The sequence below is a fragment of the Streptomyces sp. Ru71 genome (assembly GCF_002920535.1).
GTDB lineage: Bacteria > Actinomycetota > Actinomycetes > Streptomycetales > Streptomycetaceae > Streptomyces.
The window spans coordinates 1-20,172 of record NZ_PQSS01000014.1; the positions used below are offsets into that span (position 1 = coordinate 1).

Below are 20,172 nucleotides of genomic sequence, written 5' to 3' on the forward strand. Positions count from 1 at the left end.
CGCGGCCAACGTCATCTTCCGCCGCCAGATCGCCGACGCCGAGGACCCCGAGGCCATGCGCCAGCGCATGGTCAAGGAGTACAAGGCCGAGCTGATGCACCCCTACTACGCGGCCGAGCGCGGCCTGGTCGACGACGTCATCGACCCCGCCGAGACCCGCGAGATCCTCGTCCGCTCCCTCGCCATGCTCCAGAGCAAGCACGCCGACCTGCCCTCCCGCAAGCACGGCAACCCCCCGCAGTAACCCCGCGGACCCACCGCGGCAACCCCGCGGACCCCTCTCTCCTGGAGACTGACAGCCATGAGCACTCCCGACATCCGCGTCGAGAAGGGCCACGCCGAGCCCGAGGAGGTCGCCGCCATCACGGCCGTCCTCCTGGCCCGCGCGGCCGCCCGCCCCGCCGACACCGCCCCCGCCCACCGTGGCCGCCAGCGCGCCGGCTGGCGCCGCCTGGAGCGCGAGAACGGCTTCCGCGCCCCGCACAGCTGGCGCTGAGCCCAGGCCACGCAGACGGCTCCGTCCACCGCCCTCGACGCGGAGGACGGAGCCGTCGGCGCGTTCAGGGCACGTGGACGTCGACGCCGGGGAAGTCGAGGGCACCGGGTTCGGGCAGGACGCAGTCGTAGGCACATCTGCTCGGTGACGACGTCCATGCGGCCAAGGCCGGAGCAGTCGGGGAGGGACCCCAGGTCGGCTGCCTCCGTCACTTCCCACAGTGAGAGATGGGCGAGTCTCGGCCCGAACCGCAGTTCACTCAGGTCGGACGTGCCGTTCAGACAGGTGAACTCCTCCCGCCGCAGCCAGTCCGCGCCCGCAGCCCGTGCAGCCACTCCCGTACGGCCCCGCGCTCGCCGTCGAGGAGTTCGTCCACGCCGTCGATCAGGTGCAGCCGCAGCCCCGGCACCCGCAGCCGTATCAGCTCCGCCATGGACATCCGGCGTTCCTGTTCCCGCCGCCGGCCGCCGAGCCAGGCCTGGGCGGCCGTGGTCGCAACGCCGACGGCCCCCGCTCTCCGTATGGAGAAGCGAGGGCCGCTCGGAGTGGTTCCCGGCGCGGGCGTCTACCGCAGTCGCGCCATGAGCGCGTGCTCGACCAGCGTGATGAGCGTCGACTTGGCGTCCGCCCGGTGCCGCGCGTCGGTCGTGATGATCGGGGTGTCAGGACCGATCTGCAGCGCCTCGCGGACCTCGTCCGGAGAGTACGGCTGCTGCCCGTCGAAGCCGTTCAGCGCGATCACGAAGGGCAGGCCGCTGTTCTCGAAGTAGTCGACGGCGGGGAAGCAGTCGGCCAGGCGCCGGGTGTCCACGAGCACCACCGCGCCGATGGCGCCGCGCACCAGGTCGTCCCACATGAACCAGAAGCGGTCCTGTCCGGGCGTGCCGAAGAGGTAGAGGATCAGGTCCTGGTCGAGGGTGATGCGGCCGAAGTCCATGGCCACCGTGGTGGTGGTCTTGTCTCCGGTGTGGGTGAGGTCGTCGATGCCCGCGGATGCGGACGTCATGACGGCCTCCGTGCGCAGCGGGTTGATCTCCGAGACGGCGCCGACGAACGTGGTCTTGCCCACGCCGAAGCCGCCCGCCACCACGATCTTCGCGGAGGTGGTGGAGCGGGAAGGACCGCCGCTAGAGCTTGCGAAGTCCACTGAGCACCCTTTCGAGCAGTGTCACGTCTGGCTGGCCACCGGCGTTCTCGTCGCCGCCGGGCTGATGGATGGCGACCAGGCCCGCCTCCGCCAAGTCGGCGACGAGAATCCTGGCCACGCCGAGCGGGATCGTCAGCAGGGCCGAGATCTCGGCCACCGACTTGATCTCGCGGCACAGGTTGCAGATCCGCTGATGCTCGGGCAGCTGGCCCTGCATCTGGTGCGGAGCAGCGGTGGTGTGCACCAGCGCCTCGATGGCGAGCTGGTAGCGCGGACGCGTCCGGCCGCCGGTCATGGCGTACGGACGGACCAACGGGTTGTTGGACGCCCCGGCGGGCGCCGGCTCGGGGGTGCGACGCTGCGGCTGCACGGGCTGGATGCGCGGGGCCGGCGGCTGGTCGTACGGCGACGGGCCGGGGCCCTGCGGCATGTACGGCTGCCGGTGGCTCGGGGCGGAGGGGTAGGCGTACGGGTTCGCGGAACCGTCGCCGTGGCCCTGGCCAGGGCCGTACGACCAGTTGCCCGAAGACGAACCGCCTGGGGGTGTTGCCACTTTCTCTCCTCCTCCGAGCGTGTCTGGCGTCCCACACCGTGGAAGCCGCGTCCCGAAACCTTACGGCCCCGGGACGCCAATACGCACCGTCCCCCTGTCAGTTGAGCAGGCTGCCCTGGAGCTCAGCCCGCAGATCCGGGGTCAGGACGGTACCGGCCCGGTCCACCAGAAGGGCCATTTCGTACCCGATGAGACCGATGTCCGCCTCCGGGTGGGCCAGCACCGCCAGCGAGGAACCGTCGGAAATGGACATGATGAAGAGGAATCCCCGCTCCATCTCCACAACCGTCTGGTTCACGCTGCCGCCCTCGAAGATGCGGGAGGCACCGGCGGTCAGCGAGGTCAGACCGGAGGCGACGGCCGCGAGCTGGTCGGCTCGGTCGCGGGGGAAGCCTTCGGACATCGCCAGAAGGAGTCCGTCGGCGGAGACCACCACCGTGTGGGACACCCCCGGGGTGTTGTCCACGAAGTTGGTGATCAACCAGTTCAGGTTCTGTGCCGCCTGGCTCATCGGGCTCACACTAACGCTCCTGGTTGTAGGTGCTGTCAGGACCGAAGCCCTGGCCGTTCGTTTCACTGCCTGCGCCCTGGTTGCGTCCACGCTGGACGCCCCGGCGCAGGTTGCTCAGCCTGCCCCGGACGTCCTCCGGGGCACGGGAGACCTGTGGGCCCCCCTGGGGGGTGCTTTCGGCGGAACCGGGGGCCAGGTTGGCCTTGGGGATCCGCCGCGGCAGGCCGGAGGAGGTCACCCCGCCCGCCTTGGGCTTCCGGAGCTGGGCGGCCTGCTGCCAGCGCTCGTCGTTCGCCGACCGCCAGACGCCATTGTCGCCGTTGCTCTCCGGAGCGGGCGCCGGCGCTTCCTCGTCCACGCGCTGCGCGGCACCGTTCGAACCGCTCGCGGTCGATCCGCGGCGGGGCAGCCCGGCGTCGGTCAGCTCGTGGACGGCGGAAGTGGCCGGTCCCGGACGGTCGAAGCCTACGCGGTCCTGCTCACTCGCGTCAGCGGCCCGCTGCGATTCCGCTTCCGGTGCGTCCGCAGCGTACTGGGACCCGTAGCCGTTCTGGTAGCCGTTCTGCTGAGGCCAGTCGTCCTGGTAGGACGACCGGTCGAAGCCAGAGAGGCTGTCGGGCGCAGCGGTGTGCGCCGACGCGGACTGCTCCTGCGCGGACTCCGCATAGCCGGGCTCGGGGTAGCCGCCGAGGGAGCCGAAACCGTCATCCTGCGGCAGGTGGCCGTTCTGCCCGAAGTAGGGCTCCTCGTACGACGGCGTCTGCCGGCCGTCGTAGCCGCCCTGCTGGTCCTGGTACGCCGTCTGCTGGTCGTAGCCGGAGCCCTGCTCGGGGAAGCCGCCCTGCTGGGCGTCGTAGGCGGGCTGCTGGTGGGTGCCGGCGCCGAAGTCGTCGGCGTACCGGCCCTGCTCGGGTTCCTGCTGCTGCGGCTGGCCGTGCGACTGGGCCTCCAGGGCCGCGCGGCGCTCCTCGCGCATCAGGGAGCGGCCGACCGGGTCCAGGTCCCGTATGTCGTCGGGTACGTCGGCGTAGCGGCTGTCGTCGAAGCCGAGCTCCTCGGCCGTCCGCATCGGCTGGTTGAAGTCCTCACCCCGGAAGTTCTGCTCCGGGATGATCTGCGAGACGGTGAACTCGTCGCGCTCGACGTGGACTTCGCCGCCACCGCCGTGCGTGATGGCGTCCGGCAGCATGACCAGCGAGGTGGTGCCGGCCTGTTCGCCCGAGGGGCGCAGCTGGACCCGGATGCCGTGCCGGTCGGACAGCCGGCCGACCACGAACAGGCCCATGCGCTGCGAGATCGCGGCGTCCACGGTCGGCGGGTTGGCCAGCTTGTGGTTGATGTCGGCGAAGTCCTCGGCGGTCAGGCCGATGCCCTTGTCGTGGATCTCGATCATCACCCGGCCGTCCGGGAGACGGGTCGCGGTGACGCGGACCTTGGTCTGCGGGGAGGAGAACGTGGTGGCGTTCTCCAGCAGCTCGGCGAGCAGGTGCACGAGGTCGGTCACGGCCCGGCCGTGGATCTCGGCCTCCGGCACGCCCGACAGCTCGATGCGCTCGTACTGCTCCACCTCGGAGGAGGCGGCGCGCAGCACGTCGACCAGCGGCACCGGCTGGTCCCAGCGGCGGCCGGGCTCCTCACCGGCGAGGACGAGGAGGTTCTCGCCGTTGCGGCGCATACGGGTGGCCAGGTGGTCCAGCTTGAAGAGGTTCTCCAGCTGGTCCGGGTCGGCCTCGTTGTTCTCCAGGTCGGTGATCAGGGTCAGCTGGCCCTCGATCAGCGACTGGTTGCGGCGCGAGAGGTTGGTGAAGATCGCGTTGATGTTGCCGCGCAGCAGGGCCTGCTCGGAGGCGAGCCGGACCGCCTCGCGGTGGACCTGGTCGAAGGCGCGGGCGACCTCGCCGATTTCGTCGGTGGTGTTGATCGGGATCGGCGCGACCCGGGTGTCGACGCGGCCGGGGTCGGTGCGCGAGAGCTGGTCGACCAGCATCGGCAGGCGCTGCTCGGCGATACCGAAGGCGGCGTTGCGCAGCTGGCGCATCGAGCGGCTCATCTGGCGGGCCACGGCACCGGCCAGGATGAACGCGACCAGCAGGGCGATGACGACGACGGCACCGGTGACGATGGCGTCCTGCTTGGCGTTGTCGGCGATGTCCTGGGCGTCGGCCACGGCCTTGTCGACCAGCTCGGTCTCGACCGCGCGGTAGCCGTCGAACTTGGCGGTGTAGGCACCCAGCCAGGTCTGTGGCGTGACGCCCTTGGCGGCCAGCTCCTCGGAGCTGAAGGTGCCGGCGGCCAGCCCCTGCAGCATCTTGTCGGCGACGGGCATGGCGCTGTAGGCGCCGCCCTGCGTGGAGCTGTTGTCACCGGCGTTGACGGCGGCGCCCCGGTCGCCGACCTTCTGGCGCTGCTGCGCCATGACCTGGTCGAGCCGGTTGACGTCGGCCTGGGTGCCGCCGGAGACGAACTCGTTGACGGCGATGCCTTCGAGATAGCGGTACGTGGCGAGCGAGACGCGCTGCTGCGCCACCACGGTCTTCTTCTCGGCGGGCCGGATCAGCAGGTGCACGCCGATCGCGCGCTGCAGCGAGGCGGCGGCCTTGGCGAGGGAGACGGCGTAGACGGTACGGCCGTAGGAGGTGACGTTGCCGGAGCCGAGGCTGAGCTCGTTGGCGAACTCCATCAGGGAGTGCTGGACGAGGACGTAGCCCTCTTCGGTCTTCACCGGGTCCATGGGCTCGGTGAAGGCGGCCTGGCGCAGCGCCGGGAGCCTGGTCTCGTTGGACCGGAAGAGCTGCATACGGCGGTCGAGGGCGGCCGTGTGCGGCAGGTTCTTCGCGGCGTCGTCGAACTTCTGCTTGGCCGAGTCGGTGGCCGCGCGCAGCTTCTTGACGGTGTCCGTCTCGCCCTTGCCCTGGAGCAGGTCGGCGGCGGAGAGGTCACGTTCGTCGAGCAGGGCCTGGCCGTAGTCCTCGGCGGCACGCACGAGGAGGGCGACGTTCTCGGCGTCCTCGGCGTTCTGCCAGGTGTCGATCGAGCTCTTGACCTGGAAGCCGCCCATGACGAGGCCGACGAGCACGGGTATGAGCAGGATCGCGTTCAGCCGGGTCGGCACCCGCCAGTTGCGGGGGGAGAAGCGGCCGCCGCTCGGGGCCGGCGTCGCCGACGGTTCCGAACCGGGCACAGGGGCGGGCGCCGCTGTGCGCGGCGGCGGGGTGAAGTTGCCCCGCGCCGCCGGCTCGGGACTGTTCTTGCTTCGCCTCACTCGACCAACAACCTCTCGGCGGTCGGCACCTTCGTCGTGCCGCAGTGTCTCAGAGCCCGGTCGGCCAAGGACGCCCGGTGTGCCTACCAGTACGTCGTTGACTATTGGGCAGTTCAGGCATTTGAGCACGACGACCTGCGCTCTTCCAAACAGTGGAATGCGCGCTTCCGGCCGCGGCAGGCCCCAGATAAAACGGTCATAAAGAGCGAGCCCCGTCAAAAGACGGGGCCTTTGTGCGCACAGCGAGACCGCTCGACCGCGACGCGTGGCGGTTCTCCACGATTCCTCTGCCGAACTGTTATGAACACCGGAGCCGGCCGTGTCAAAGGCCACAACCGGCTCCGTCGGGCCCTACGGCAACTGCCGTACCGCCCTTCCGACTTGAGTGCTAGCGCAGTCGTGCCATCAGCGCGTGTTCCACCAGCGTGATGAGCGCGGACTTGGCGTCGGCGCGGTGCCGGGCGTCGGTCGTGATGATCGGGGTGTCGGGTCCGATCTGCAGGGCTTCCCGCACTTCGTCGGGGGCGTAGGGCTGCTGTCCGTCGAAGCCGTTGAGGGCGACGACGAAGGGCAGGCCGCTGTTCTCGAAGTAGTCGACGGCGGGGAAGCAGTCGGCCAGGCGCCGGGTGTCCACGAGCACCACCGCGCCGATGGCGCCGCGCACCAGGTCGTCCCACATGAACCAGAAGCGGTCCTGTCCGGGCGTGCCGAAGAGGTAGAGGATCAGGTCCTGGTCGAGGGTGATGCGGCCGAAGTCCATGGCCACCGTGGTGGTGGTCTTGTCTCCGGTGTGGGTGAGGTCGTCGATGCCCGCGGATGCGGACGTCATGACGGCCTCCGTGCGCAGCGGGTTGATCTCCGAGACGGCGCCGACGAACGTGGTCTTGCCCACGCCGAAGCCGCCCGCCACCACGATCTTCGCCGAGGTGGTCGAGCGACTCTGCGCCGCCTGTCCGCCGCTAGAGCTTGCGAAGTCCACTGAGCACCCTTTCGAGCAGCGTCACGTCCGGAGCACCGGTGGCCTCGTCGCCGCCCGGCTGGTGGATCGCGACAAGACCGGCCTCGGCGAGGTCCGCGACGAGGATGCGAGCCACGCCGAGCGGCATGTTGAGCAGCGCGGAGACCTCCGCGACCGACTTCACCTCGCGGCACAGATGGCAGATGCGCTGGTGCTCCGGGAGCAGCCCCATGAGCGCAGCCGGGTCGGCCGTGGTGCTGATCAGCGCCTCGATGGCGAGCTGGTAGCGCGGCCGGGTCCGGCCGCCGGTCATGGCGTACGGCCTGACCAGCGGCTGGTCGCCCTCTTCCTCGTACGACCCTGCGTACGGATCATGATGGGCGGTGGCGGGGTCATGAATCCTCCGGGCGGGACAGCAAGTCGGTCAGGCTGGCCGTCTGACGGGGCCGTGGGGGGATTGTGGCGGCCGGACGGTTTTTTGGTGACGCGTATGGATCACGGGCCGGTCAGTGGAGCAGACTTCCCTGGAGCTCGGCGCGCAGGTCGGGCGTGAGCACCGCGCCCGCGCGGTCGACCAGGAGCGCCATCTCGTAGCCGACGAGGCCGATGTCGCACTCGGGGTGCGCGAGCACGGCCAGCGACGAGCCGTCCGAGACGGACATCAGGAACAGGAATCCCCGCTCCATCTCGACGACCGTCTGCGCCACGGTGCCGCCCTCGAAGATCCGGGAGGCCCCGGCCGTCAGCGAGGTGAGCCCGGACGCGACGGCCGCCAGCTGGTCGGCACGGTCGCGTGGGAAGCCCTCGGACATCGCCAGCAGCAGACCGTCGGCGGACACGACGACGGTGTGGGACACCCCGGGGGTGTTGTCCACGAAGTTGGTGATCAACCAGTTGAGGTTCTGTGCGGCCTGGCTCATCTGGCTCAACTAACGCTCCTGCTGGTGAGTGGGGCTCGGGAAGCTGCCGGTCTGGCCGCTGCCGGCCTGACGGCCCTGAGCGATGCCCCGACGGAGATTGGTCAGCCGTCCGCGCACGTCCTGCGGCGCGCGCGAGACCTGCGGACCGGCCTGGTGCTGCTGTTGCTGAGCCGTGCCCGGCACGAGGTTCGCCCGGGGCACGCGGCGCGGCAGACCGGAGGTGGTGACCCCACCCGAGGCGGGCTGACGCACCCGCTCCGCCTGCCGGACGAGTTCGTCGTTCGGAGAGGTGCGCCAGCCGCTCGCACCCGGCCGCTGCTGCTGGCCCGTGGGAGCCTGCGGCTGCTGCGGAGCCTGCTGCGGAGCCGCGCCGCCGCCCTGCTGCTCACCCTCCTGCGCGCCGCGGAACCAGTTGGTCTCCAGCGTGTCGTACAGCGGGGTACGGCCGTCACCCGGGCCCGTGGCCGGCGGCAGCGCCTCCGGCTCACGCCGGGCGGGCCGCTGCGGGGCCTGCGGTTCGGGGTGCGCGGGGCGCTGCTGCGGGGCCTGCGGCTGTGGGTAGCCGTAGCCGCCCGGCTGCGCGGCGTCGAACCCGCCGCCGGCCGAGGGCTCCTGGCGGGCCGGCAGGGCGTGCCGGCCGGTGCCGGAGCCGTCGTACTGCGGGAACTGGCCGGTGGAGTTGTTGTCGTACGACTGCGGGGTGGCGAACCGGCCCGTCGCGGACCCGGAATCGGGGCCGCCGGGGGTGCCGAAGACGTCGGAGCGGACGAACTGGTCGCCGTCCTGGCCGGCGTTCGGGCGCGGTGCACCGAGGTCCGGGCGGGCGAACTCGGAGGTCGCGCCCGGGCCCTGAGCGTCGTTGCCGTGGCCCACCACGGGGATCTCGGCGGTCGCGCCGGGGCCCTGACGGTCGTCGATCCGCGGCATCCGGGAGGTCTGCTGAACCTCCGGCTCCTCGTGGCCACGCGGGGTGTCCAGCGAGGCACGCGGCTCCGCGCTCCGGTCGCTCCAGCTGGGCGTGCGCGGCTGCTGCGGGGCGCTGCCGGGCAGCTCGGCCCGGGGACCGCCGCGCGGCGGCAGCTGCGGCCGGCGACCGCGGCGTCCGGTCTTCTCGGCGCCCGGCTCGTCGGCGGGCCGCTGCGGCGCGGGGCCGCGCGTGCCACCGAAGGCGTCCTGGCCCGGCGCACCGGGACCGGAGGGCCGCACGCCCTGCGGCATGCCCGGACCCGAGGCCTGCAGACCCTGCGGCGCGGCCGGCTGGCCGAAGGCGGAACCCGGCGCACCCGCACCGGCGGGCGACGGCCGGCCCTGCTGCGGACCGCCCTGCGGCTGCTGACCGCGCGCGCCACCCGGCGCACCCGGTCCACCCGGACGACCGTCGGCGTCCCGGCCGGGCAGCGCGGCGCGCGGACCCTGACCGGCTCCGAGCCGGCCACCGGCACCCGCGCCTGCCCCGAGGGCACCGCCGGCACCCGGGCCGGAGCCCAGCGCACCGCCGGACGGCGCACCGCCGAACGCGCCGCCGGGCGCACCGGCGGGGGAGCCGCCGAACGCGCCACCGGCGGGGGAGCCGGCGTTCTGCCCGGCGGCCTGCCGGCGGGCCGCCGCGGCACCGGCGGCGGCCTGCGCGGCGGCCGGACCGCCGCTGCCACCCTGACCCGGCTTCGGCGGCTGCGGCTTCTTGCCGCCCTGCGCCACGTCGACCGGCAGCATGACCAGCGCGGTCGTACCGCCGGAGTCGGACGGGCGCAGCTGGATGCGGATGCCGTGGCGCTGCGACAGACGGCCGACCACGAACAGACCCATGCGGCGGGAGACGGACACGTCCACGGTGGGCGGCGAGGCGAGCCGCTCGTTGATCGCGGCGAGGTCCTCGGGGGAGAGGCCGATGCCGCTGTCGTGGATCTCGATCAGCACGCGGCCGTCGGGCAGCGCGTGACCGGTGACCTTGACCTTGGTCTGCGGCGAGGAGAACGAGGTCGCGTTCTCCAGCAGCTCGGCGAGCAGGTGCACGAGGTCGTTGACGACCCGGCCGGCGACCTCGGTGGTCGGCACGGAGGCCAGCTCGATGCGCTCGTACTGCTCCACCTCGGACGCGGCGGCACGCAGCACGTCGACCAGCGGGACCGGACGGGTCCAGCGCCGGCCCGGCTCCTCACCGGCGAGGACGAGCAGGTTCTCACCGTTACGGCGCATACGGGTGGCGAGGTGGTCCAGCTTGAACAGCGAGGACAGCTGGTCCGGGTCGGCCTCGCGGGACTCCAGCTCGGAGATCAGCGACAGCTGGCGCTGGATCAGACCCTGGGAGCGGCGCGAGAGGTTGGTGAACATCGCGTTGACGTTGCCCCGCAGCAGGGCCTGCTCGGCGGCGAGGCGGACCGCCTCGCGGTGCACGTCGTCGAAGGCCGCGGCCACCTGGCCGATCTCGTCCCGGGAGTGCACACCGACGGACTCCACCGAGGTGTCGACGTCTTGCGGGTCGGCCTCCGACAGCTGCTTGACCAGCTCGGGCAGGCGTTCCTGGGCGACCTTGGTCGCGGTCTCCTGCAGCCGGCGCAGCGAACGGATCATGGACCGGGCGACGACGAACGCGCCGACCAGCGACACACCGAGGACCAGCAGGATCAGCGCACCGGAGATGATCGCCTCGCGCTCGGATTCGCTGCGCAGCTCGCGGGCCTTCTGCTCCATCTCGCTGAGCAGCGTCAGCTCGATGTTCGCCATCTGCTGGAGCTTGGTGCCGCTGTCGTCCAGCCAGTCCTTGTAGGACCGCTTGTCCAGCTTCTTCAGACCGCCGACGTCCTGCACCGCGCGGGACGCGTAGGTGTCGGCCGCGTCGATGATCGGGTTGCCCTGGAGGATGGGCTTGAGCAGTTCCTCGGCGTTCTTGTCGCCGTAGATGCTGCGGAAGGTGCTCAGCTCCGAGCGCTGGCCGTCGAGCGCCGACTGGGCGTAGTTGCGGTCGTTGGCGGACAGGTCGCCGTAGGTGGTGTTGCTGGCGGGCAGGGCGGCCGCGATGACCGCGCGCTGCATGGAGGCGTACTCCTTGGCGGAGGAGAACGCGGCCAGCGCGCGGGTGCGCTGGATCATCTCCGGGTTGCTGGTGGCCTCGGCCATGTCCTGCGAGAGGCCCAGCAGGTGGGTGATCAGACGGTGGTAGCCCTCGACCGTCTGGGAGGAGTTGCCCTGGGCCGTGTAGGCCTCCTGGCGGATGTGGCCCAGTTGGTTCAGGTCACGGGCGATGGCGACGACGCTCTCGCGGACACCCTGCAGATCGCCGTCCTCGACCTGCTCCGAGGCGTCGATGAAGTTGTCCTTGGCGCGGTCGGTCTTGTCCCGCAGCCCCTTGACCGTGGGGTCCTCGGCCTTGGAACCGTGCGCCAGCGGACCGGCGGACTCGTCGCGCTCGTCCTGGAGCGCCGCGGCCAGCTCGGTGGCCTGCTTGGTCATCTCGGTCAGCAGCTTCATGTTCTCCAGCTGCTGGATGTTCTCCATGGACTCGTTGATGCGCAGTGCGCCCAGCGTGGTCGCGGCGACCACGGGCAGCGCGAGCAGCGACACCAGACGGGTGGAGATGCGCCAGTTGCGCAGGGCTATTCGCGTACCGGGGCCGGACGGGCCGCGCGGAGGCTTGACCTGCGGAGTGGCCGGGGTGGAGGCCGACACGGTCACCCCCGGGCGCCCGGGGCGCTCACTGCCGTCACCGGACGGGGCCGCCGGGGCCTGGTTCTGGGCGTGCTGGGGCGAGGAGCTGACGGCCATGGGGCCAGTCCCGCCGTGCGGCTCCGGCTCCGCCGAAGCGCTGCCATCCCTCTTGAAACGTCCCTGCACTAGCGTCGCAACCTCTGGACCAGGCGCCCCTCCGCAGAAACGGAAGGACGGTGTCGGCGTCTTGGGAGGCGCCCTGAATACGTCTCCCGGGTGGTCGTGAGTGACCGGCGCTGGCTCCCCCTTCTCGCCGCTCACCTTGTCGGGAGCGACGCTGCTTCGCGCCCCCTGTGCGCCGGCTCGATCCTGCGGCGGTCCGTGGCATTCCAGCACAGTGCAGGATCTCCAACAAGGTTCGCGGGTCACTGTGTGAGCACCGTGACACCATGTGAGTGCCGCGTTACCAGGCGTGGAAAGTGATCCCGGACGAATCGGGCGTATCCGAGCGAGTCGTCGGAGCGGGGCCGGTGTCCCAGTCGCCATGATCAGGAGCGGAATGCGGGCTTCAGGGGTCCAATGTCCGTTTCGCCAGGGTGGAGGGCGGGCCGGAATTGACCGTTTTGAGCGCTGTTTCGTGAGCAAACTCACACGCGGATCATGTGGTCTTCACGTCTTCGACGGGAATGCGGGGGTTTAACCTCTGCGCTTGACAAGAGGTGACGTTCTGACAACCCGCGCGCGCGTGAGGTAGCTTTGGCCGCCTCCCAGCGCCCCGAGACGAACAGGTCCTTGTTAACCGTGAAGACGACGATGATGTTCCACATGCTTGCCAACCCGCGGCGCACCACGCTGGCGCACCTGAAGAGCGCGGACGATCTGCAGGGCCCCGAGCAGCCGGAGCACTCCATCGATCTCCCGGCGCAGACCGCCAACCCGCGGCGCACCGTCCTCATGGAGGCCCCGGCGGTCACCGCCGGCCAGTGAGCGCGTAGCCGTTTCACGTCGACGAAGGGCGCCCGCACCGAGCGGGCGCCCTTCGTCGTGCCCGGCACCGGCGCCCGTGCCGGCCGGGCGGTCATGCGGGGGGCGTAATGCGCGCGGCCGCGGCCTGCCTGCCGCGTTAGCCTGGAGCGTCAGACTCCAGCCAGCTCAGTGACAAGTTAAGGGGCGCAAGGATCCCGTGCGCATCGCCAGGTTCTCCATCGACGGGAACGTAGCCTTCGGCGCGGTCGAAGGCGACAAGCCGGACGAGCTCGTCCTCGACATCATCAAGGGCATCCCGTTCGCGGACTTCGAGCTGTCCGGCACCAAGGTGCCGCTGAACAAGGTCCGGCTGCTGCCCCCGGTACTGCCCAACAAGGTCGTGGCGTTCGGCCGCAACTACGCCGAGCACGCCCGCGAGCTGGGCAACGAGGTGCCGGACGCCCCGTTCGCCTTCTTCAAGCCGTCCACCTCGGTGATCGGCCCCGGCGACGCGATCCAGTACCCGCCCTTCACCGAGGACCTCCAGCACGAGGCCGAGCTGGCCGTCGTCATCGGCCGCATGTGCCGCGAGGTCCCGCGCGAGCGCGTGGCGGACGTGATCTTCGGCTACACCTGCGCCATCGACGTCACCGCCCGCGACGTGCAGAAGCGGGAGAAGCAGTGGGCCCGGGCCAAGGGCTTCGACACCGCTTGCCCGCTCGGCCCCTGGGTGGAGACGGACCTGAGCCTGGACACCGCGAACGACCTCACCCTCCAGCTCACGGTCAACGGCGAACAGCGCCAACTGGGCCGTACGAGCGAGATGATCCACCCCATCGCGGACCTGATCGTCAACATCTCCGAGGCCATGACGCTGCTGCCCGGCGACGTCATCCTCACCGGCACCCCGGCAGGGGTCGGCCCCCTGAACGTCGGCGACGAGGTCGCCGTCACCATCGAAGGCATCGGCACTCTCACCAACAAGGTTGTCAAGCGTGGCTAGCGCACCCGGCTCCCCCGTACGCGTCCGTTTCTGCCCCTCGCCCACCGGTAACCCCCATGTGGGCCTGGTCCGCACCGCCCTGTTCAACTGGGCGTTCGCCCGGCACCACCAGGGCACCCTGGTGTTCCGCATCGAGGACACCGACGCGGCCCGCGACTCCGAGGAGTCCTACAACCAGCTGCTCGACGCGATGCGCTGGCTGGGCTTCGACTGGGACGAGGGCCCCGAGGTCGGCGGCCCGCACGCGCCCTACCGCCAGTCGCAGCGCATGGACATCTACAAGGACGTCGCGCAGAAGCTGCTGGACGGCGGGTACGCCTACCACTGCTACTGCTCCCAGGAGGAGCTGGACACCCGCCGTGAGGCCGCCCGCGCCGCCGGCAAGCCCTCCGGCTACGACGGCCACTGCCGCGAGCTGAGCGCCGAGCAGGTCGAGCAGTACAAGGCGCAGGGCCGTGAGCCCATCGTCCGCTTCCGCATGCCGGACGAGACGATCACCTTCACCGACCTCGTCCGCGGCGAACTGACCTTCACGCCCGAGAACGTGCCGGACTACGGCATCGTCCGGGCCAACGGCGCCCCGCTGTACACGCTGGTCAACCCGGTCGACGACGCGCTGATGGAGATCACCCACGTCCTGCGCGGCGAGGACCTGCTCTCCTCCACCCCGCGCCAGATCGCCCTCTACAAGGCGCTGATCGAGCTGGGCATCGCCAAGGACACCCCCGTCTTCGGCCACCTGCCGTACGTGATGGGCGAGGGCAACAAGAAGCTGTCCAAGCGCGACCCGCAGTCGAGCCTGAACCTCTACCGGGAGCGGGGCTTCCTGCCCGAGGGCCTGCTCAACTACCTGTCGCTGCTGGGCTGGTCGCTCTCCGCGGACCAGGACATCTTCTCGATCGAGGAGATGGTCGCCGCCTTCGACGTCTCCGACGTCAACCCCAACCCGGCGCGCTTCGACCTGAAGAAGTGCGAGGCGATCAACGCCGACCACATCCGCATGCTCGATGTGAAGGACTTCACCGAGCGCTGCCGCCCGTGGCTGAAGGCCCCGTTCGCCCCCTGGGCGCCGGAGGACTTCGACGAGGCCAAGTGGCAGGCCATCGCCCCGCACGCGCAGACCCGCCTGAAGGTGCTCTCCGAGATCACCGACAACGTCGACTTCCTGTTCCTCGCCGAGCCGGTCTTCGACGAGGCCTCGTGGACCAAGGCGATGAAGGAGGGCTCCGACGCCCTGCTGCGCACGGCCCGCGAGAAGCTGGAGTCGGCCGACTGGACGTCTCCCGAGTCCCTCAAGGAGGCCGTCCTCGCCGCCGGTGAGGCGCACGGCCTCAAGCTCGGCAAGGCCCAGGCGCCGGTCCGTGTCGCGGTCACCGGCCGCACCGTCGGCCTGCCGCTCTTCGAGTCCCTGGAGGTCCTGGGCAAGGAGACGGCCCTGGCCCGCATCGACGCGGCGCTGGCGAAGCTGACCGCGTAAGGCGCACCCGCGCACAGGGGCGGTGTCCGGCAAGGCCCGGATGCCGCCCCTGTCGTTTCGCTACCGTCGGCCCATGAGCATCCGAGCCGTGGTCTGGGACGTCGACGACACCCTCTTCGACTACACGAGCGCCGACCGCGCCGGCATGCGCGCCCATCTGGTGGCCGAGGGACTGCTCGACGCCTTCGGTACGGCGGAGCGGGCGCTCGCGCTGTGGAAGGAGGCCACCGAACTGCACTGGGCGCGCTTCGCGGCCGGGCAGGTGTCCTTCGAGGCGCAGCGCCGCGACCGGGTGCGCACCTTCCTGGGCGAGGCGCTGAGCGATGCCGAGGCCAACGACTGGTTCCAGCGGTACGTCGGCCACTACGAGGCCGCCTGGGCCCTCTTCCCGGACGTCCTGCCCGCCCTGGACGCGCTCGCCGCCGGCTACCGGCAGGCGGTGCTGTCGAACTCCAGCCTCACGGTCCAGGACCGCAAGCTGCGCGTCCTGGGCGTCCACCACCGCTTCGAGACCATCCTGTGCGCGGCCGAGCTGGGCGTCTCCAAGCCCGAGGCCGCCGCCTTCCACGCCGCCTGCACGGCGCTGGCTCTCGCCCCGCACGAGGTGGCCTACGTCGGCGACCACCCGGACATCGACGGGCGCGGCGCGGCCGAGGCGGGTCTGCTGTCGGTGTGGATCGACCGTGACGGGGCGCGTACCGGCGGTGACGCGCCCCAGGGCCCGCGCCGGATCGCGAGCCTGGCCGAACTCCCGGCGGTGCTCGGCGCGCATACCCGTTTTGGAGCCCGGTCCACCTTCAGGTAATGTTCTTCCTGCGCCGCCGGGGAGCGGGCCGAAAGGCCGGGACCCGGAGGAGCGAACTAGAACGAGAACCCCCTCAGGGGCTTGAGTTCCAGTGGCCTATGGTGTAATTGGCAGCACGACTGATTCTGGTTCAGTTAGTCTTGGTTCGAGTCCAGGTAGGCCAGCTCGCAGAGCTCATCTGCAAAGCCCCCGTTGTGTAGCGGCCTAGCACGCTGCCCTCTCAAGGCAGTAGCGCCGGTTCGAATCCGGTCGGGGGTACTGATCTCGATCACGTCGAGATCGCTAGGGCCCCCGTTGTGTAGCGGCCTAGCACGCCGCCCTCTCAAGGCGGTAGCGCCGGTTCGAATCCGGTCGGGGGTACTGACTGGTCTAAACCATCATTGGTCTATGGTGTAATTGGCAGCACGACTGATTCTGGTTCAGTTAGTCTTGGTTCGAGTCCAGGTAGACCAGCTCGGACCTGCGGAAACGCAGCGTCCACGCCCCCGTTGTGTAGCGGCCTAGCACGCCGCCCTCTCAAGGCGGTAGCGCCGGTTCGAATCCGGTCGGGGGTACAACAGTGAAGGCCCTCCGCTTCGGCGGGGGGCCTTCGCCGTGCCCGGCGCCGGTCAGCCGAAGCCGTACCGCCGCGCCGACTCCTCCTCCTGGGCCAGCCGGTGCAGCGCCTGCAGGAGCGGCTCGTTGAGGATCGCCCCCAGGATCGCGAACTCGACCCGCTCCGCCTGCGAGGGGTACGCCTCCATGTTGTCCAGGTCGAGCACGGCGGTGCGGTGCATCAACTCGGCGTACGGGGCCAGCTGTTCGACCCCCCAGTCGTAGCCGAGCCGGCGGAACGCGGCCACCGCCACCACCAGCGAGCGGTACGCGGGGGAGATGGTCGCCAGCTGCTGGGCGTTGCCCCAGCCGAGCCGGTCAAGGAGCGCGGCGACCTCCTGGCGCGCGGCCCGGACGTACTCGTCGTCCGCGTCCGGCTCCGGGATCTGGGGGAGCGCCCACAGGGCCGCACCCAGGCGGATCGTGAGGCCCAGGGAGTCGTCGTCGACGTGCCCCAGCACCTCTTTGACCGTCGCCACGGGCAGCCGGCCCACCTGGATCATCGCCCGGACCAGACGCAGCCGGCGCAGGTGCTCCTCGTCGTACTCGGCCGTGGTGGCGTTGATCTGGCGGCCGGGCGGCAGCAGGCCCTCGCGCAGGTAGTACTTGATCGTCGCGGTGGAGACCCCGCTGTGCTCGCTCAACTCCGCCAGCCGCATCCCTTGCGCCTTTCTTTGGATAACGGCACTATCCAAGCATGGCGCGCTTGGATAGCGTCGCTCACCGACAAGGGGGACGTCATGTTCGGGAAGCGGATCGAGCTCGGTCGCACCAGCGCGGGCGCGGAAGGGGACGTCGTTGTCCTGCTGATCGGCATGCGCATCAACCGCTTTTGGGCGGTGCACCGCTGGCTGCCGGTGTTCCTGGCGATGCCGCGCATGCTGCGCGAGCTGGGCAAGGACCCCGCGAGCGGGCTGCTCGCGCACGTGCTGCTGACGGCCTCGCCGCGCACGTACTACGTCGTGCAGTACTGGGAGTCCAAGGAGAAGCTCTACGCCTACGCGCACGCCCCCGACGCCCTGCACCGCCCCGCCTGGGCCGCCTTCAACCGGCTGGAGAAGGCCGGGAAGGTCCGCGGGGAGGTGGGGCTGTGGCACGAGGCCTACATCGTGCCGGAAGGGTCGTACGAGGCCATCTATGCCGACATGCCGGCCTTCGGCCTGGCCGCCGCCCACGGCCAGGTGCCGCTCGCCGCACGGGGCCGCTACGCGAAGGACCGCTTCGCCCACCGCACGCGGAAGCCGCCGGCGGAGGCGGTACACGAGACCAACTGACCGGGGGACGAGGAGGGCCCGCCCAGCACCGAGGCGGGCCCTCCTCATGCCCGCCGGGGGACTGCAACCCCCCAGGGGCGCGGGGAACTGCGCGCCCGGCCCCCCACCCGGCCGCACCCGGCAACGATCAAGCACCCGCCAAGGCCGTCGGCAGACACACCGCAGGGCCCGCCGCGGCGTTGAGGCGAGCCCTGCTCCGAGGCGTGCGGCGGGTCAGCCCGAGCGGCGCAGGGCCTCCGAGAGGCGGGCCGCGGCGTCGATGACCGCCTGGGCGTGCATACGGCCCGGGTGGCGCGTGAGGCGCTCGATGGGGCCGGAGACGGACACGGCGGCCACCACGCGGTTGGAGGGGCCGCGCACCGGCGCGGAGACGGACGCCACGCCCGGCTCGCGCTCGCCGATCGACTGGGCCCAGCCCCGGCGCCGTACGCCCGACAGGGCCGTCGCCGTGAAGCGGGCCCCCTGCAGGCCGCGGTGCAGCCGCTCGGGCTCCTCCCAGGCCATCAGGACCTGCGCGGACGAGCCCGCCTTCATCGTGAGCGTGGAGCCCACCGGGACCGTGTCCCGCAGTCCGGACAGACGCTCGGCCGCGGCGACGCAGATCCGCATGTCACCCTGGCGGCGATAGAGCTGCGCGCTCTCGCCCGTGACGTCCCGCAGGTGCGTGAGCACCGGGCCGGCGGTGGCGAGGAGACGGTCCTCACCCGCGGCGGCGGCCAGTTCCGCCAGCCGGGGGCCGAGAATGAAACGTCCCTGCATGTCACGCGCCACCATGCGGTGGTGTTCCAGTGCCACGGCCAGGCGGTGAGCCGTGGGTCGAGCCAGTCCGGTGGCCGCGACCAGACCCGCGAGGGTGGCCGGACCGGACTCCAGAGCGCTCAGGACGAGGGCCGCCTTGTCCAGAACGCCGACGCCGCTACTGTTGTCCATGCAACGATACTCGCGTCTCACTCTGTGAAACGCAAGTTCAATTTTCTCCGGAACCCGCCACTCTGGATGTCACGAAGGCACAGCGGCCCGCGGATCAACGGGCCTGGTGGCCGTTGTCCGGAGCGCACGGGGCGCGGGCAACGCCTCCTCAAGATCTCTAGTTGGGTCGGTGGACGTTTGCCGGCCGGAGGGAAAGCGATGGGTAGGACACTCGCGGAGAAGGTCTGGGACGACCACGTCGTCCGGCACGCCGAGGGCGAGCCCGACCTCCTCTTCATCGATCTGCACCTGCTGCACGAGGTGACCAGCCCGCAGGCCTTCGACGGCCTCCGCAAGAGCGGCCGCCGGGTGCGTCGGCTCGACCTGACCATCGCCACCGAGGACCACAACACCCCGACCCTCGACATCGACAAGCCCATCGCGGACCCCGTCTCCCGCGTCCAGCTGGAGACGCTGCGCAAGAACGCCGCCGAGTTCGGCGTGCGGCTGCACCCGCTGGGCGACGTGGAGCAGGGCGTCGTGCACGTCGTCGGCCCGCAGCTGGGTCTGACCCAGCCCGGCACCACCGTCGTCTGCGGTGACTCCCACACCTCCACGCACGGCGCCTTCGGCGCGCTGGCGTTCGGCATCGGCACCTCGCAGGTCGAGCACGTGCTGGCCACCCAGACGCTGCCCATGACCCGCCCGAAGACCATGGCGATCACGGTCGACGGCGAACTGCCCGAGGGCGTCACCGCCAAGGACCTGATCCTGGCGATCATCGCGAAGATCGGCACCGGCGGCGGCCAGGGCTACGTCCTGGAGTACCGCGGCTCCGCCATCGAGAAGCTCTCGATGGAGGCCCGGATGACCATCTGCAACATGTCGATCGAGGCCGGCGCCCGCGCGGGCATGATCGCCCCCGACGAGACCACCTTCGCGTACCTCAAGGGCCGCCCGCACGCCCCCGAGGGCGCCGACTGGGACGCCGCCGTCGAGTACTGGAAGACGCTGAAGACGGACGACGACGCCGAGTTCGACGCCGAGGTCGTCATCGACGCCGCCGAGCTGTCCCCGTTCGTCACCTGGGGCACCAACCCGGGCCAGGGCGCCCCGCTTTCCGCGTCCGTCCCCGACCCGGCTTCGTACGAAGACCCTTCGGAGCGCCTCGCCGCCGAAAAGGCCCTGGAGTACATGGGGTTGGAGGCCGGCCAGCCGCTGCGTTCCATCAAGGTTGACACCGTCTTCGTAGGCTCCTGCACCAACGGCCGCATCGAGGACCTGCGCGCCGCGGCCGAGCTCCTCAAGGGCCGCAAAGTCGCCGACGGCGTACGGATGCTGGTCGTCCCGGGCTCCGCGCGGGTGGGTCTGCAGGCCGTCTCGGAGGGCCTGGACGTCGTCTTCAAGGAGGCCGGCGCCGAGTGGCGGCACGCGGGCTGCTCGATGTGCCTGGGCATGAACCCCGACCAGCTCGCCCCCGGTGAGCGCTCGGCGTCCACCTCCAACCGCAACTTCGAGGGCCGGCAGGGCAAGGGCGGTCGTACGCACCTGGTGTCGCCGCAGGTCGCGGCGGCCACCGCGGTCCTGGGCCACCTGGCCTCGCCCGCCGACCTGACCGACGCCGCCACCGTCACGCCCGCTGGAGTCTGATC

At 70.9% G+C, this 20,172-nt stretch carries 19 protein-coding genes and 5 tRNA genes; 13 read left to right on the top strand and 11 right to left on the bottom strand.

The genetic code is table 11. From position 1 onward, the window contains the following. Positions 1-244 (top strand): carboxyl transferase domain-containing protein (locus C3489_RS11385; protein WP_308460806.1); only part of this gene is annotated, 244 nt, incomplete at its 5' end. Positions 245-301: 57 nt separating this feature from the next. Then, positions 302-496, top strand: a complete 195-nt coding sequence (locus C3489_RS11390; protein WP_103781642.1) for an acyl-CoA carboxylase subunit epsilon — start codon at positions 302-304, stop codon at positions 494-496. Positions 497-773: 277 nt separating this feature from the next. Here the strand turns inward: C3489_RS11390 and C3489_RS38650 are convergent, their stop codons facing one another. The 9 genes from C3489_RS38650 to C3489_RS11430 form a co-directional block, all read right to left on the bottom strand. Continuing rightward, complete coding sequence (locus C3489_RS38650; RefSeq protein ID WP_181139638.1) at positions 774-929, bottom strand: hypothetical protein; 156 nt, start codon at positions 927-929, stop codon at positions 774-776. A 132-nt stretch (positions 930-1,061) separates the two neighbouring features. Then, positions 1,062-1,643, bottom strand: coding sequence for an ATP/GTP-binding protein (locus C3489_RS11395; RefSeq protein WP_044384251.1), 582 nt, complete (start codon positions 1,641-1,643; stop codon positions 1,062-1,064). After that, positions 1,624-2,196, bottom strand: a complete 573-nt coding sequence (locus C3489_RS11400) for a DUF742 domain-containing protein (protein WP_103781643.1) — start codon at positions 2,194-2,196, stop codon at positions 1,624-1,626. Before C3489_RS11400 ends, C3489_RS11395 begins: the two co-directional genes overlap by 20 nt. 97 nt (positions 2,197-2,293) lie before the next feature. Further along, complete coding sequence (locus C3489_RS11405; protein ID WP_004983065.1) at positions 2,294-2,707, bottom strand: roadblock/LC7 domain-containing protein; 414 nt, start codon at positions 2,705-2,707, stop codon at positions 2,294-2,296. 10 nt (positions 2,708-2,717) lie between these two features. Continuing rightward, the gene (locus tag C3489_RS11410) at positions 2,718-5,969 is read right to left on the bottom strand and encodes a nitrate- and nitrite sensing domain-containing protein (RefSeq protein WP_103781644.1); all 3,252 of its coding nucleotides are present in this window, start codon (positions 5,967-5,969) and stop codon (positions 2,718-2,720) included. A gap of 388 nt (positions 5,970-6,357) precedes the next feature. Further along, positions 6,358-6,948, bottom strand: a complete 591-nt coding sequence (locus tag C3489_RS11415; protein WP_103781645.1) for an ATP/GTP-binding protein — start codon at positions 6,946-6,948, stop codon at positions 6,358-6,360. Beyond that, a complete protein-coding gene (locus C3489_RS11420) occupies positions 6,929-7,327 on the bottom strand; it encodes a DUF742 domain-containing protein (protein ID WP_103781646.1) in 399 nt (132 codons plus the stop codon). The genes C3489_RS11415 and C3489_RS11420 overlap by 20 nt, the downstream gene beginning before the upstream one ends. Before the next feature lie 106 nt (positions 7,328-7,433). Next, a complete protein-coding gene (locus C3489_RS11425; RefSeq protein WP_023546525.1) occupies positions 7,434-7,847 on the bottom strand; it encodes a roadblock/LC7 domain-containing protein in 414 nt (137 codons plus the stop codon). 9 nt (positions 7,848-7,856) lie between these two features. Further along, the gene (locus C3489_RS11430; protein ID WP_103781647.1) at positions 7,857-11,678 is read right to left on the bottom strand and encodes a nitrate- and nitrite sensing domain-containing protein; all 3,822 of its coding nucleotides are present in this window, start codon (positions 11,676-11,678) and stop codon (positions 7,857-7,859) included. Between the two features lie 615 nt (positions 11,679-12,293). Here C3489_RS11430 and C3489_RS11435 point away from each other — a divergent pair. The 9 genes from C3489_RS11435 to C3489_RS11475 all read left to right on the top strand — a co-directional run bounded on the left by C3489_RS11435 (position 12,294) and on the right by C3489_RS11475 (position 16,297). After that, positions 12,294-12,479 carry a hypothetical protein gene (locus C3489_RS11435; RefSeq protein ID WP_181139639.1) on the top strand — a complete coding sequence of 62 codons (186 nt, stop codon included), beginning with the start codon at positions 12,294-12,296 and terminating at the stop codon, positions 12,477-12,479. Positions 12,480-12,675: 196 nt separating this feature from the next. Beyond that, positions 12,676-13,461: a fumarylacetoacetate hydrolase family protein gene (locus C3489_RS11440; RefSeq protein WP_103781649.1), complete on the top strand. Its 786-nt coding sequence runs from the start codon at positions 12,676-12,678 to the stop codon at positions 13,459-13,461. Further along, positions 13,454-14,938: a glutamate--tRNA ligase gene (gltX, locus tag C3489_RS11445; protein ID WP_103781650.1), complete on the top strand. Its 1,485-nt coding sequence runs from the start codon at positions 13,454-13,456 to the stop codon at positions 14,936-14,938. The genes C3489_RS11440 and gltX overlap by 8 nt, the downstream gene beginning before the upstream one ends. 73 nt (positions 14,939-15,011) lie before the next feature. Continuing rightward, on the top strand, positions 15,012-15,743 hold the full coding sequence (locus C3489_RS11450; protein ID WP_103781651.1) for an HAD family hydrolase: 732 nt from the start codon (positions 15,012-15,014) through the stop codon (positions 15,741-15,743). A gap of 92 nt (positions 15,744-15,835) precedes the next feature. Next, a tRNA-Gln gene (locus tag C3489_RS11455) sits at positions 15,836-15,907 on the top strand. Positions 15,908-15,928: 21 nt separating this feature from the next. Next, positions 15,929-16,001: transfer RNA gene (locus tag C3489_RS11460), tRNA-Glu, on the top strand. 29 nt (positions 16,002-16,030) lie between these two features. Further along, positions 16,031-16,103 (top strand) — tRNA-Glu (locus tag C3489_RS11465). A gap of 21 nt (positions 16,104-16,124) precedes the next feature. Continuing rightward, a tRNA-Gln gene (locus C3489_RS11470) sits at positions 16,125-16,196 on the top strand. Positions 16,197-16,224: 28 nt separating this feature from the next. Further along, positions 16,225-16,297: transfer RNA gene (locus tag C3489_RS11475), tRNA-Glu, on the top strand. Between the two features lie 54 nt (positions 16,298-16,351). Here the strand turns inward: C3489_RS11475 and C3489_RS11480 are convergent. Continuing rightward, positions 16,352-16,996: a MerR family transcriptional regulator gene (locus C3489_RS11480; protein WP_103781652.1), complete on the bottom strand. Its 645-nt coding sequence runs from the start codon at positions 16,994-16,996 to the stop codon at positions 16,352-16,354. 81 nt (positions 16,997-17,077) lie between these two features. Between C3489_RS11480 and C3489_RS11485 the strand changes: the two genes are divergently transcribed. Continuing rightward, a complete protein-coding gene (locus tag C3489_RS11485) occupies positions 17,078-17,611 on the top strand; it encodes a DUF4188 domain-containing protein (RefSeq protein WP_103781653.1) in 534 nt (177 codons plus the stop codon). Between the two features lie 213 nt (positions 17,612-17,824). Here the strand turns inward: C3489_RS11485 and ndgR are convergent, their stop codons facing one another. Then, positions 17,825-18,541, bottom strand: a complete 717-nt coding sequence (gene ndgR / locus C3489_RS11490) for an IclR family transcriptional regulator NdgR (protein WP_028425251.1) — start codon at positions 18,539-18,541, stop codon at positions 17,825-17,827. A gap of 198 nt (positions 18,542-18,739) precedes the next feature. Here ndgR and leuC point away from each other — a divergent pair, with 198 nt between their 5' ends. Beyond that, positions 18,740-20,170: a 3-isopropylmalate dehydratase large subunit gene (gene leuC, locus C3489_RS11495; protein ID WP_103781654.1), complete on the top strand. Its 1,431-nt coding sequence runs from the start codon at positions 18,740-18,742 to the stop codon at positions 20,168-20,170. The last annotated feature ends 2 nt before the right edge of the window (positions 20,171-20,172 follow it).

Bases quoted from the DNA above. Each gene is read 5' to 3' on its own strand.
- C3489_RS11390 (WP_103781642.1), top strand. From the start codon at position 302: ATGAGCACTCCCGACATCCGCGTCGAGAAGGGCCACGCCGAGCCCGAG.
- C3489_RS38650 (WP_181139638.1), bottom strand. From the start codon at position 929: ATGGCGGAGCTGATACGGCTGCGGGTGCCGGGGCTGCGGCTGCACCTG.
- C3489_RS11405 (WP_004983065.1), bottom strand. From the start codon at position 2,707: ATGAGCCAGGCGGCACAGAACCTGAACTGGTTGATCACCAACTTCGTG.
- C3489_RS11425 (WP_023546525.1), bottom strand. From the start codon at position 7,847: ATGAGCCAGGCCGCACAGAACCTCAACTGGTTGATCACCAACTTCGTG.
- C3489_RS11450 (WP_103781651.1), top strand. From the start codon at position 15,012: ATGAGCATCCGAGCCGTGGTCTGGGACGTCGACGACACCCTCTTCGAC.
- C3489_RS11480 (WP_103781652.1), bottom strand. From the start codon at position 16,996: ATGCGGCTGGCGGAGTTGAGCGAGCACAGCGGGGTCTCCACCGCGACG.
- C3489_RS11485 (WP_103781653.1), top strand. From the start codon at position 17,078: ATGTTCGGGAAGCGGATCGAGCTCGGTCGCACCAGCGCGGGCGCGGAA.
- ndgR (WP_028425251.1), bottom strand. From the start codon at position 18,541: ATGGACAACAGTAGCGGCGTCGGCGTTCTGGACAAGGCGGCCCTCGTC.
- leuC (WP_103781654.1), top strand. From the start codon at position 18,740: ATGGGTAGGACACTCGCGGAGAAGGTCTGGGACGACCACGTCGTCCGG.